This window comes from Paenibacillus sp. ACRRX, assembly GCF_022346885.1.
In the GTDB taxonomy this organism is placed as follows: domain Bacteria; phylum Bacillota; class Bacilli; order Paenibacillales; family Paenibacillaceae; genus Paenibacillus_B.
Map to the genome: position 1 here is coordinate 52,106 of NZ_JAKRNK010000009.1, position 13,792 is coordinate 65,897.

Annotated in this window: 9 protein-coding genes; 8 read left to right on the top strand and 1 reads right to left on the bottom strand. The window is 48.5% G+C overall.

Annotated elements, in window-relative coordinates; all coding sequences use genetic code 11:
* Positions 1-60: 60 nt before the first annotated feature.
* Positions 61-1,173, bottom strand: a complete 1,113-nt coding sequence (locus MH117_RS21855) for a YheC/YheD family endospore coat-associated protein (RefSeq protein ID WP_239332458.1) — start codon at positions 1,171-1,173, stop codon at positions 61-63.
* A 141-nt stretch (positions 1,174-1,314) separates the two neighbouring features.
* Here MH117_RS21855 and MH117_RS21860 point away from each other — a divergent pair, with 141 nt between their 5' ends.
* The 8 genes from MH117_RS21860 to MH117_RS21895 all read left to right on the top strand — a co-directional run bounded on the left by MH117_RS21860 (position 1,315) and on the right by MH117_RS21895 (position 13,757).
* The gene (locus MH117_RS21860; RefSeq protein WP_239332460.1) at positions 1,315-2,481 is read left to right on the top strand and encodes a glycosyltransferase family 4 protein; all 1,167 of its coding nucleotides are present in this window, start codon (positions 1,315-1,317) and stop codon (positions 2,479-2,481) included.
* Between the two features lie 125 nt (positions 2,482-2,606).
* The gene (locus tag MH117_RS26740; protein ID WP_239332462.1) at positions 2,607-7,790 is read left to right on the top strand and encodes a WIAG-tail domain; all 5,184 of its coding nucleotides are present in this window, start codon (positions 2,607-2,609) and stop codon (positions 7,788-7,790) included.
* Between the two features lie 398 nt (positions 7,791-8,188).
* Positions 8,189-8,971 (top strand): glycosyltransferase family 2 protein, encoded by a 783-nt coding sequence (locus MH117_RS21870; protein ID WP_239332765.1) that lies wholly within the window; start codon positions 8,189-8,191, stop codon positions 8,969-8,971.
* Between the two features lie 5 nt (positions 8,972-8,976).
* Positions 8,977-10,185, top strand: coding sequence for a glycosyltransferase family 2 protein (locus MH117_RS21875; protein ID WP_239332464.1), 1,209 nt, complete (start codon positions 8,977-8,979; stop codon positions 10,183-10,185).
* Complete coding sequence (locus MH117_RS21880) at positions 10,182-10,940, top strand: glycosyltransferase family 2 protein (protein ID WP_239332466.1); 759 nt, start codon at positions 10,182-10,184, stop codon at positions 10,938-10,940. The genes MH117_RS21875 and MH117_RS21880 overlap by 4 nt, the downstream gene beginning before the upstream one ends.
* 12 nt (positions 10,941-10,952) lie before the next feature.
* On the top strand, positions 10,953-11,684 hold the full coding sequence (locus MH117_RS21885; RefSeq protein ID WP_239332468.1) for a sugar phosphate nucleotidyltransferase: 732 nt from the start codon (positions 10,953-10,955) through the stop codon (positions 11,682-11,684).
* Positions 11,681-12,673: a dTDP-glucose 4,6-dehydratase gene (gene rfbB, locus MH117_RS21890; protein ID WP_239332469.1), complete on the top strand. Its 993-nt coding sequence runs from the start codon at positions 11,681-11,683 to the stop codon at positions 12,671-12,673. Before MH117_RS21885 ends, rfbB begins: the two co-directional genes overlap by 4 nt.
* A 4-nt stretch (positions 12,674-12,677) precedes the next feature.
* Positions 12,678-13,757, top strand: coding sequence for a GT-D fold domain-containing protein (locus MH117_RS21895; protein WP_239332471.1), 1,080 nt, complete (start codon positions 12,678-12,680; stop codon positions 13,755-13,757).
* The last annotated feature ends 35 nt before the right edge of the window (positions 13,758-13,792 follow it).

A 13,792-nucleotide genomic window follows, 5' to 3' on the forward strand; every position in this document is an offset into this window, starting at 1 on the left:
CACAGAACGCCTCATTTTTCAATAACATCATAAGTTGGAGCGTAAGGGAACGCGTTAACGTTAGTTAATAAGCGGGGCATTTTGAGGCTGATAAATCAGACTTGCGCCATATGCAATCGGGTTCTCATAAGTTAATTTCCATTCTGTAATTAGATTGGCTTCACGAAAGCTATAACGTTGATCGCGGCCATTACATTCGATGAATAGAGGCGTACCATCCGGGGATAGACCAATATCAAGACCTAGGTCTGCGAGATGCGGGAGTTGTTGTGACAAATTATTTGCGATTAGCAGCGATAAGCTGGAGACACGCTGTCGCAGTCTATGGAAGGGGAACGATGGTAAAGAGTTGGCTGCAATCTCTTCAAAGGTATGCACAGTCCCCCCCTGCGCTACATTGGTTAAGAAGGTGTATGAGGGCGCTACTTTTCCTACAATGCCGGTAATTTGCCAATTGCGACTTGCATCTCGTTGTACCGAAACACGAAGATCGAAAGGTCTGCCGCGAAACGTAGCAAGCGGCAGTGTTTGCTGTACCAAGTAAGATCCACGGCTTATGCGGGTCCTTATGAGCCCAGGCAAAGCTTGATTAAGGCTCTCAATCGTACGCCAACGGTTGCCTTTGGCAGCCGTGTGTACGGAGAACATGGCTTGCCAGCCTCGGGATGTGCGATCAAGCTTCATGATGCCTTTACCCACGCTACCACTAGCAGGCTTTAAGATGAGGGAGTGATGTCTTTCCATCATCTTAAAGAGGGTACCGTGCGCGGCCTGGACTGTATCCGGTAGGTAGGGGACGAGCGCCGGATCACGCTGCAGCAGTTCATGAATCGTCAGCTTGCTGTATCGATTCACTTGGTTGAACAACTGAATGCCCCGATTGACGAGTGCTCGAACTTTCGCGTGTAAATCAGAACGAAAGTAAATCGCCCGATTATGAATGACGGTCGGAACGGTCATTCGTTTCCGCGTATACATGCCATGACGGCGAATGTAGGCCGTTACTTGCAGGGAACGAACATCCACGTCTTCCAAGCGGAAATATACGGGGACAACGCCGTGACGTTTAGCAGCTTCCTCATAATACACAATCGCCTCGTGACGGGTTCTGCCGCGCGTGAGCCCTCGCAGCATGCTGGCGTTAAACAGAATACCTATACGGTTGTCTAACAATGGATGTACCTCCCTCTATGTCAAAGCGCTATGTACGCTTTGCAAGCGGTTTGTACAATATCGTATGTATGTCCGCGAGCATTCGCATGGACGAGTGCAGAATGCCGAATGTCTAATTTTACAGAATAAGAGGTGGATTGCATGCGGCTTCCCCGAGTAGCTGTCATCACACCCGGAACATTCCCTATTCCTTCAGGTGCCAGCAGCTCAGTCGAAAGAGTCGTCGAATATGTCGTCAGTATGGCTGCTGAACGTATGGAAGCACGTATATACGGCAGATTGTGGCCGGGGCAAGCACAGTATGGACTTGTTCGTGGGGTTCCTTGTGAGCGTATCCGATCATCAACGACACGCAGCTATATCCGCGACGTCATTCATGGTCTGGCAGCGTTTAATCCTGATATTGTGCAAGTGGAAAACCGGCCACGCTTTGTGTTGGAATTAAAACGTTCGTTTCCCAATACTAAGGTCTGGCTGAACCTTCATTCCACTACTTTTATGAGCCGTAAACATATTTCAGTGAAGCTTTTGCGCACAGCCTTCCGGTCTGCGGATCGGATTTTTGTCAACAGCCGCTATTTGTATGAGGAGGTTCGGCGTAAGGTGCCGGATTGCGAAGCCAGAATCGTAATTAACCCGCTTGGTGTGGATGGAGCACGTTTTAGGACGCGCTGGAGCGAAGAGGGAAGAGAACGATATACCGCCGGCAAAAGTAGTCATGGCTGGGAAGAGCGTAAAATCGTGCTGTATGTAGGACGTCTCATTCCTTTAAAAGGAGTACACCATTTGCTGCAAGCCGTTCCTAGGTTAAAGAAGTCTCACCCCGAGGTATTGCTTGTGATCGTGGGTAGTGCTTTCTATGGTTCCAAGCGCAAGACGAAGTATGTCAGAAGACTGGAGAGAATCGGGCGACGACATCGGGAGCATGTCCGTTTTGTTCCCTATGTGTCTCACGAAGAAGTGCCCTCGTGGTATGCGATGGCAGACGTAGTTGTTGTCCCTTCAGTAAGGAGAGAAGCTTTTGGTCTTGTGAACGTGGAGGCGATGGCTTCTGGCGTGCCCGTGATAGCTTCCAGGGTTGGCGGAATACAAGAGGTTGTAGTCGATGAAAAGACAGGATTGTTGGTACCTCCTCACCGGATGGAGGCACAGCTGAGTATAGCATTGGAGCGCCTTTTATCAGACAGGGCATTATGTGAGCAGCTTGGCCAAGCGGGTGTAGAACATGTAGAGTCGCTGTATACTTGGCGGCGTACAGCAGAACGTTGGGCAGATGAAATCAGCTTATGTGCGACCGCTTCTCGTTAATGGACGGGAACGGTCTTTTTTAATGCTTGGACCTTCTGGTCTGTAAGTGACGTGATGATAGCCTAACGCATATGATGTTACATCAATTAGGTTAAGACTGCAGTTAGTCGGAAAGGAGTAAGTTCGTGCAAAAGAAAAGGCATACGCGTTCGACATCCAAAGTGAAGAAACCACTATATATTGTCGATAATCCGAATACGTCTGAACTGAAATGGCTGGATCGATCTCCTAGGAACAGTACAGCAAATATGTCTAGCAAAAAAGAGGCCACATTAAGTGCGTTAGCGGAACAAGCATTAACTGCCCCAGAGGGAGCAGCGGGAAGCACAAGGGGGGCTGCAGAGATTGCAGGCACGGCCATTATCGGGGCTAGGTCTGTTCAACTTCCGCAGCAGCATCATGCTAAATCATTAATATCCCCAAGTAGCGAGAGCCCAATTGTGCTCGAGAAAAATTCTGAACCATCTCAATCATCTGAATCATTAATAAAAACAGATGATTCGGTGGTAAACATGAACACCGACACCCAGTTCATTGTAAACGAACCAATAAGGGCAGCAGGGGAATTGCCACTTTCCAAGGCAGCTCAGCACGTTGTCAGTGAAGAACAACGGGAGCATTTGTTAACGGAAAAACAACACAAACGCGTTAAAGCTTTTATCTACACAGATGACATTGTGGATGAAGCGATCACAAATGAGAAAATTGCTCCGTACTCCATCGATGGATCAAAGCTGAAGCGGGATAGTGTGAACGCCGACTCTTTGCGGGATCATGCCATTACAGGTATTAAAATAGTGAATGGGGCCGTTACAGGCGCAAAGATTGCTGCGGAATCGATATCTGGCGAGCATCTTATCAGTAATGCTATTTCTGGGAGCAAGATTAGGGATCGATCTATTACATCCGAGAAAATAAAGGATGGCAGCATCACTTCTGCGAAGCTGGCAGATAAGACGATAGACGCATCGAAGATCGCAGAAGGCTCGATTGAGACGAAGCATTTACGTGCGCTGATTATCTCGAATGAACTACTTCAAGAACAAGCCGTTACATCGGACAAAATTCGCAGTGGTGCGATTCATACAGAGAATCTAGCGAACGAAAGTGTTGATACTTCCAAGCTGGCTGAAGAAGCGATAACATCCTCAAAAATCCGTATGGGAGCAATAACCTCTGATAAGCTGGCACAAGAGAGTGTTCAAAGTGATAAGTTGGCAGAGCACAGCGTAACCCGATATCATTTGTCAGATTACTCAATTGAGTCTCGACACATTATGCCTTCGCAGATTGACAGCGAACATATTGCCCCCGAGGCCATCGCTGGCGACCATATCAAGATGGAATCGATATCAGGCAAGCAGCTAATGCCCGCAGCTGTTCATTCTTATCACCTTGTGGAACAATCGATCCATCAGGAGCATATCGGTCAGGGAGAAGTTCATGGTTGGCACGTGAAGGAGCAGGCCATTACTGTAGGAAAACTCGGAGATCAGTCTATCTCGACAGTTAAATTGGTAGACCATGCTGTAACCTCATCCAAGATAGCTGATCAAAGCATCCTACCGGGCAAACTGGCCGACGAAGCTGTTGAGGAGCGCCATATTGCGAAACATGCCGTAAATGCACAGCACATCGCGAACATGGCTATAAATGCGGAGCATATAGTGCCTCAATCCGTTGGGAAGGAGCATATTCTTGCAGCTGCGGTGGAAGAGCGACATTTGCGTAATGGTGCAGTCACTTCTTCTATTTTGGCGCAGCAGGCAGTGCAGAGCGGGCATCTTGATCTTCAAAGTGTATCGGCTGCCCATATTCAGGACTGTACAATCACAGCGGAGAAATTAGGCAGCGGCTGTGTAGTTACAGATGTACTTGCTGACGCTGCTGTGACAGTCGAGAAGCTGGCAAGTTGGAGTGTAACGTCTGAAAAAGTGGCTGACGGCAGCATTGCCCCCCGCCACCTGCAAAGTGGTGCTGTTACTTCGGTTGCAATTGGCCACGGTGTGGTGCTGGATGATCATATTGCGCCAAATATGATCGGAAGCGAACACATAAGAGCGCAATCCATCAAGTCGGAAATGCTGAAGAATGATACTATTACAAGCGACAAGATTATGCCGCAAGCCATTCGCGACTACCATGTGGGAATGGGAGCTATATATTCCCATCATCTAGCTGATCATATTGTAACCTCGTTGAAGCTGTCTCCGGAAAGTGTATCGAGCGATAAGTTAAGTGATTTGGCGGTGTCGACCAGCAAGCTTGCTAATAAGAGTGTAACTGCTGATAAGCTGGCTCCAGACAGTGTGGAGACCGTTCATATTATCGAAGGGGCTATCACACAAGAATTAATTCACGAGGAGTCGATTTTGTCTCGACACTTGACCGACGAATTGATCGAAACCAAGCATCTGTCCTTGAATGCTGTTGATCAGGGAGCCATCCAAGCAGGTGCTGTCACAACAGAGAAAATAGCGCCCCATAGCATCGTGTCGAAGCTGCTTGCTGCTGACAGCGTTCATGCTGAGCATGTAGCGAATGAGACGATCAGTGCTTCGCATATAAGCAAAGATAGCATACATTCGGAGCATCTGCAGGATGGGGCAATATCACAATCAAAGCTTGGCGAAGGCAGCGTGGGTGCTGCTCAACTGCAGGCATGCAGCGTCAGCGAACGGCATTTAGAAGATAACAGTATTACAAGCGCAAAAGTGGGAGCAATGGCTATTTCCTCCTTGCATCTAGCTGATGGGGCTATTCAAACACAGCATCTTAACGATGGTATTATCGGTGCCTGTCACATCCAGGAGCAGTCCATCACGTCGGGAATGCTGGTGGATAACAGCATTACGCAAGATAAGATAAATACAAATGCGATTACTGGCAAACACATTGCACTGGAGACGATTTCGGGTAAGCATATCCGAGTGGAGGCCATTCAGGGGTATCACGTCAAAAAGGGCAGTATTTATGTCCATCACCTCGGGCCGGACATATTATCCGGAGAATTTATAGCGGACGGCAGCCTAGACGGTGTGAAATTACAGGATCACTCGATTGGGAGCACGCATATAACCTATGGTGCAATTTCAGCAGAGCACATCCAGCGAGGTGCTGTTCTACAAGAGCATCTGGAGTTGGATTCCATTCAGTCTGGTCATATACAGCATGCAGCTATTCATTCAGGGCATATAGATCAGGGAGCTATACATGGAGGGCATTTGCAATCAGATATTATTGCATCTGCTCATATCCAATCGGAAGCGATCGAGAGCCAGCATCTGATGGCAGGGAGTGTGCAAGCGGATCATCTGGCCCGTCAATCTGTAGGGATGGATGCAATTGCGGATGGTGCTGTAGGCCATACCCAATTATCCTTGCATGCAGTAGGACAGGAGCATCTCGCGAATGGAGCCGTTGCCGCGGAACATATACAGCATGCAGCTGTTGGGGGGCATCACATTCATAGCGAGACGATTGGTTCGAAGCATATCCAAGCGGAAGCCATAGATGGAAGACACTTAAAGCATGCTATTATTTCATCACACCATTTAACAGAGGGTTTTTTGCTTCCGCATCATTTAAGAGAGCAAATTATTAATGAGAGCCATATCGCAGCCGATTCTATTCGCACTGATATGCTGAAGGAACGCTCCGTGGATACGTCACGACTGGCAGAGGGAGCAGTGAAGAGTGATAATTTGTCAGCAGCGGCGGTTCAAGCGAATCACCTCGCTGATCAAGCGATTCTTAGCTGTCATGTGGGAGACGGTGTCATTAAAGGGCAGCACATTGCATATTCAGAAATAGGCGGGGAACATTTATTGCCGATGTCTGTTGGGTCCAGACAAATTGCGGTGCATTCGATCAGGACGGATCATTTGGCAGAACTTTCTGTTGGAAAAGAACAGTTGGCAGAGGGAGCCGTTACGAGTGATAAGATTGCATCTAATGCTGTTCGAGGAGAACATATTGAGCCGCATACAATCGCGTCCTTCATGCTGCAGGACAATATTATTGTAAATGAAAAGCTAGCGGACGGAAGTGTGACAGGTACAAAGCTGGCTATGAGAACCATTACAGGGGCGCATTTGATAGCACACTCCATTCAAGCGGAATTGATCGATAGTGCAGCTATTGAGGCGCGACACATCGCTGATCGTTCCGTATGCGCACAGCATATTGGCCAGGGAGTGGTAGAGGGAGAGCATCTGGCAGAAGAGGCTGTGGATAGCGCCCACTTAAAGCAGGAAGTGATTCACAGCGAGCATCTGCGGAATGAAGCCGTTACGAACGAGAAATTAGCTGACGGGTGTATTACAAGCGCCAAGATAGCGATACATGCGATCGAAGCGTCACACATTCAAGTAGAGGCAATAACCACTGAACTCTTGGCGCATGAGGTTGTAACGTCAAATAAGCTAGCAGATCGAAGCGTCACAACGGGGAAGCTCGCCCAAGGATGTGTGACGAGTGATCAGATCGGTCTCGAGGCTGTAAAGTGTGACCATCTGGAGCCAGGTGCAATCGGTAAGCTGCAGTTGGCGGAAAACGCCGTAGGCGCACAGCATATTGGATCTTGCGAAATTAATGGCGCGCATATCCAAGCCCATGCGATCGGGCCTCTACAGCTGCAGATTGCTGCTGTCAGGAGAGAACATCTAGAAGATGGGGCTATCACGGAGGAGAAGCTGTTAGATGGGGCTGTATCTGGAAGTAAGATCTTGCCGCAGTCAATCGGCCGTGATCATATTCAGGATGAAGCGATTATAACTTCGATGATTCAGAATGATAGCATCACAAATGATAAGCTGGTAAATGACGCAGTGACAGGTCAGAAGCTGGCAGCGGAATCTATCCATTCCATACACCTTCGCAACGAATCCGTGATGACGGAACATCTTGCAACGGCTTCGATATCTACACGGACGATACGGGATGGAGCCATCAAGTCAGAACATGTGCAAGAAGGAGCAATTCAAGGACAGCATCTACAAAAATATGCAGTAACAGCAGAACACTGCAACTATTCCCCAGTTCGCACCGCAGCTACAAAACGTACGGCTTTACAGCAGTTTGGCACAACACCGTTTGAACTTAACGAAGTGGAAGATCGGATGACACTTACGGTTTATTTTCAAGAGCCATACGATACCCCTGATTACGTACTTGTCGCTATGACCAATCATGAAGAATGTTATGCCGTATTAGCACAAAGATGGAAGGATAGTGCTGACATCTCAATCGTCCGTCGACTTAAAGGGGGCACATTACAAGGGCATCTGTCGTGGATCGTCATCTCGTAGCTGGCGTATACGAGAGATCGTGATGAAGAGGCAAAAGTGGAAAATCGCGGCTTTGTTAGAGGATGTATTATGGGAAAGGTTCCATTCCTGTAAGGAATAGACCGGGAGAAAGCTGTCCCGGTCTACCGTTTTTTTGGCAGCAATGAAAGGCTAAAGTCAGCCAACACGTACATTTGCCGTTACCACATTTATCCCTGCTCATACTATGTGTTGTAGCAGCAGGTGCAGCAGGCCTATTTGTGGCAGGGGGTGAATACATGCGTCGACTTAAGCGGATACATCGCTCGGATCGCAGTCGGACGGGTGCACGATCAGGTAAACGAACAGCAGCATTATCGCTGCGCAGAGGGAAAAGGCCGATACGTCGCCTCAGCTCTCTGAGTCTTACAAAGACGGGTATGCGTAGGCGGAAAGCCGTGAAAAGGATGAGGAAGCAGTGGACATCGCATCCTCATCCAATCGTGTCGGTCATTATCCCGGTAATGAATGAACGTCGCACGATCGTGGAGGTAATCCATGAGGCACGTAGAGTTCATCCGGAAACAGAGATCATTGTGGTGTCCAATGGGACATCTGATGGCTCAGGTCTACTAGCAGAAAGAGCCGGGGCGCATGTCATTCGGCATGCCAATCCGCTGGGTCACGATGTAGGCCGGACCATAGGTGCAGAGGCAGCGAAAGGTGAGATTCTACTCTTTATCGACGGGGATATGGTCATACCAGCAGAGCGATTAAAACCTTTTATTAGGGCCGTTGCTGCAGGTGTAGATGTGGCCTTAAATGATTATTCAGGACCGACCAACAGGCGTTATGTACATCGTGTCGTCTTGGCCAAGCATACGCTAAATGCACTGTTGTCCCGATCTGATCTAAAAGGGACGTCCATGACTGCTGTTCCGCATGCCCTAAGCCGAAGAGCCTTGGATACCATTGGCGCCGATTCATTATCGATCCCGCCGCTCGCTCATGCAAGGGCAGTTCATCAGGGGCTTCGGGTCGAACGAACGGTCGGCATCGATGTTGGCAGTTTAAATCCGATACGGACGAAGCAGTATGAGCAAGATCCACTTACATCTCTGATTGACAATGACCATCTTCAATCTGTACGCTGGCTCATTGAACATGCGGGCAATCGGGGAGGTTACACGGATTTAAACCGACAACGCCATCTTGTGAGGTGAAATCGTTGAAGCGTAAGGTAATGAGGCGAGGAAGATATCAACGTAAGGCGAAGCGATCCAGACGTGCAGCTGCTGTTCACAGAAGCCAAAGACCACTTCAACGGCCGCGGCACAAGAAGAGGCGATTGCGTTCAGCGCAGACAGTTGCAGGATCGATGCAAGACAAACAAATGAAGCGGCATTCTCCGCTGTCTGAACCGTTAGTATCAGCTGCCGTAATACGGAGCTCGGAAGAGGCGGGTATGCATGATGGACAATTGGCACGAGATGCCCAATACCAGCTGCTGGACCTGAATTCGCGTTTAAAGTCATTAAAGAGATCATTTAGTGCATGTTATGCCAACGCCTTCTCGCATATTGTATCGTACGAGGCGATATTGGCACTAGGAAAAGCTTATCAGGCCGGGTATTCCCGCGAAGCAGGGCCAGAACTGGCGCTGCCTTCGGTTGTACTGATTCCGGCGACAAAGCGTCATGCCGTTATTATAAGCGCGATGAATGAACAAGAACGAATTAGCTCGGTGCTGCAAGAACTGGAACGTCTTGTGTTAGATGAACTGATCATAATCGTTAACGGGTCAACGGATATGACTTTACAATTGGCAAGAGAAGCATCGCCTGCATCAACGATTGTCCATTACCCGGATGCTATAGGGCACGATGTAGGTCGTTCCATAGGTGCTAAGCTGGCTAGAGCAGACGTGATGCTGTTTACAGATAGTGATCTCCAAGTCCCAGCAGAGGACTTGGGTGCATTTATTTGGGCGGTAGAAAGTGGTATAGATGTCGCGTTAAACGATATTAGTCCTTTTATGGGTACGTTTGACAACCAGGATACCATCAGTCATTGCAAGTTATGGCTTAACCACACTCTGGGCAGAGAAGATCTGGATGTGAATTCGCTGACTGCAGTGCCACACGCATTAAGTCGGCGTACGGTGGATACCATCGGTGTTGATGCGCTTAGTGTCCCACCGCGGGCGCATACATTAGCACTGCTGCATGGATTAAACGTGCAGCGAGTTCACGTAGTAGATGTCATTACACATAATCGAATGCGTGCCACGAACGTTGGAGATCACAATCCCGTGGCTCAGCTTATACTAGGGGACCATGTGGAAGCTATTCAGGAAATATGGAAATGGTACGGTGACCGTCTTCACGAGCCCCAGCGTAGTCGTGACCAGATCGCGCTCAGGAGGAATGGAACATGACACTTGCCCATGTAGCGGCGCCATTGTCCAGCATCATTATTCCTACGTATAATCGCTGCGAACTGTTGCGGCACTGCGTCTCATCCATACGCAAGTATACGGATGTACCGTATGAGATCATTGTGGTCGATAATCATTCCTCAGACGGTACACGCCATTATTGTATTGCGGAAAGGCTCACTTATGTTTCGCTGCCGGAGAACAGGGGGTTCCCCGCAGCATGCAATGCAGGGATGCTGATTAGTTCAGGCGATACAATCGTGCTGCTTAACAATGATGTAGTCGTATCTCATTATTGGCTGCGCAACTTAAGTCAAGCTCTGATGGAGCATGAAGAAGTTGGCATCGTTGGACCAACTACCAATTACGCAAGCGGGCGTCAACAAGTGAATCATCCTTATGAAGATCTAGAGCAGTTTCACCGATTAGCAGCACAACTTAATCAACCCGATCGTTTCAAGCGTGAGCGTGTGCAGCGTGTAGTTGGGCTTTGTTTTGCCTTGAAACGTAAGGTTTTGGATACGATAGGCCTGCTGGATGAGCAATTTAATCCAGGACACTATGAGGATGATGATTTTTGTCTAAGAGCGCGTATGAGCGGTTACGGAATTATGATGTGCGGGGATGTGTTCGTTCACCATTATGGCAGCCATAGCTTCAAACAACTCGGGGAGACTCATCTTCGACAACTGGTGCAGCGTAATTATGAGTTGTTCAAGCGCAAATGGAATATCGATCCCCACCATTTTATGTGAGGAGGAAGAGATGTGAAGGGAATTATTCTGGCGGGAGGCACTGGAACACGACTATATCCGTTAACGAAGCTGGTGAACAAACATTTGCTTCCCGTCGGCAAGTATCCGATGATTAGCTATGGCATTGAGCGGCTTCGCTTTGCCGGAGTGACCGATTTAATTATCGTTACAGGAAAAATGTCCGCAGCTTTGTTCACCGAATATATCGGAAGCGGGCAGCAATTCGGGGTTCGTGTTACCTTTTCTATCCAAGAAGAAGCCGGTGGCATTGCACAAGCATTATCGTTGGCTGAGCCTTTTCTTGCTCCGGGAGAGAAATTTGTTGTGCTGCTTGGCGACAATTTATTTCAAGATGACATCACTCCTTATGTGCAGTCGTATCTGGAGCAGGGCTCAGGTGAAGCCCGTGTACTTCTGAAGAAGGTGTCTGATCCCAGAAGATACGGTGTACCCGTATTTGACGAGGTAAAACAAGATTACATTATACGGATTGAGGAAAAGCCGAAGCAGCCCAAGTCCTATTATTGCGTAACAGGTATTTATATGTATGATACTGAAGTGTTTCGACATATTCACAGTATTGCGCCTTCAGCGCGTGGTGAGCTTGAAATTACGGACGTTAACAATGTGTACGCACAGGCTGATAGTCTTAAATATGATGTGTTAAGGGGATGGTGGACAGATGCCGGAACCTTTGACTCCTTTAATGAAGCAGCGATGAAGCTGCGTGGGGTACAGTTATGAGGAAGTTTCTAGTCACAGGGGGAATGGGATTTATCGGGAGTAATTTTATCGGATACATGTTTGAGCATTATGCTGATATTCATATTACGAACGCGGATGCTCTTACGTATGCTGGTAATCCTGATAATGTGGAAAAATGGAGCAGTTCGGATCGATATCAGTTTGTTAGAACGGATATTACGGATGCAGAGCAAGTCCGTAGTCTATTTCAAAGCGAGACCTATGAAGCTATGTTTCATTTTGCGGCAGAATCACATGTTGATCGCAGTATTACAGGGCCTGAGCAGTTCGTACGCACCAATGTGCTGGGTACCTTTCACCTGCTTGAAGCTGCCAAGGCAAGCGGTGTAGCCCGAATAATTCATATTTCCACAGATGAAGTATACGGCACTCTCGGAGCAACAGGGTATTTTACGGAAGACACACCGCTTCAACCGAACAGCCCTTATTCTGCAAGCAAAGCAAGCTCTGACCTACTGGCCAGGTCCTATGTACACACATACGGAACGCCGATTATTATCACGAGGTGTTCCAATAACTATGGTCCTTATCAGTTCCCAGAAAAGTTGATCCCAACCATTATTGTCAAGGCACTTCATAATCAGCCAATACCGGTGTATGGTGATGGCTTAAATGTTCGTGATTGGCTGTATGTGCGTGATCATTGTGCGGCCATTGCTGCAGTATGGGAGCGTGGCGCAGTAGGCGAAGTGTACAATATTGGAGGCCATCAAGAACGAACGAACATCGACATCGTACGATCTGTACTGCAATTGCTGGGCAAGCCGGAATCCTTAATCACCTTTGTGGCCGATCGGAGTGGTCATGACCGCAGGTATGCCATTGATCCAGCAAAGACAAAACAGGAGCTGGGATGGGTGCCGGAGCAAACGCTGGAGACAGGGCTTGCGGAAACGGTTCAATGGTATGTTGACAATCGGGTTTGGTGGGAACGAATTCAATCTGGCTCCTATCGGAAAGGGAGATGATGTGATGAGGAGGAATTCTCAAGCGAACACATCTGCAAGTCATCCAAGCGATGAAGTCCTTGTTCATGCTCACCGCAGAAAGCAGAGTACTCGTAACCACCCCCAAGGAGCTTCGGATGCGCGCCTTAAACCTGGCGCGCGTCCACTCAGGAGCAAGCGTAGGCTCAAGCGCGGCAAGAAGAAGTGGCGTCGCGCTATGCGACCTCGCAAGCAAGTTCCACTTCAGCCTGTTACTGCGCCAGATATCGTTGAAGCAGAGCGAAGCATCGCTTATGAGGACGGGTTCCGTAAAGGGAAATACGAAGGTGGAGAGGCCGTACTTGCTGGCCTCGTACCAGAAGATCACATTCTTCCTGACATTCCGGTAGAACATGTTATTGCACTTGGCTTCGAACAAGTGAAGCATTTGTTGAAGCCATTGGTCGATCCACAGACGATTTTAGCGGAAATGATCCAAGCATTAGATGAACGGCGGCCAATGTCGTTGGTCCGGCTTGGTGATGGCGAACTGCTTGCTCTAGCGCATGACCGTGTGCTTTCTTCCGCCTTGGTGCAAAGAGAAGGACCTTTTCTGCCTTACTCTGGAATAGAAGTGCCAGACCATGAGTATAGAGAGCAATTGGCCGAATCTGTGCGCAAGGCAACTTTTGTTGGCATTCCTACAGCCAAATCTCCCAATTTTCAAGGTCTGGTACATCCGTTATTCCGCTCGTATGGCATGTCTATTGGTGCTATGCGGTTAACTTATTCAACTGTTAACTACATGTTGGCGCAGCAGGGCTCTTTGCTGCGGTTGATGCAGGGACGACGCGTACTCGTGATCGGCAATGTAGCAGAAGAGCTTTCGCAAGTGCTCCAACAGCATGGTATTACGGTAACGGGGCTTATTGCACCCGTGATAGGTGTGAGGGATATTCCTAGAGTGATGCAGGAAGCTGGCTCTCACCAATATGATTTTGCCTTGGTAGCGGCAGGAATTCCAGCGGTGATCCTTGCAGAGCGCATTGCCTCGCAGTATGGCAAAGTTGCCATAGACTTCGGTCATCTGGCTAATAAAATTGCAAGTAGAGAACATCCTCTATGAGTTGCCCATGTTATTCCAGACTACACCGGAGGTGT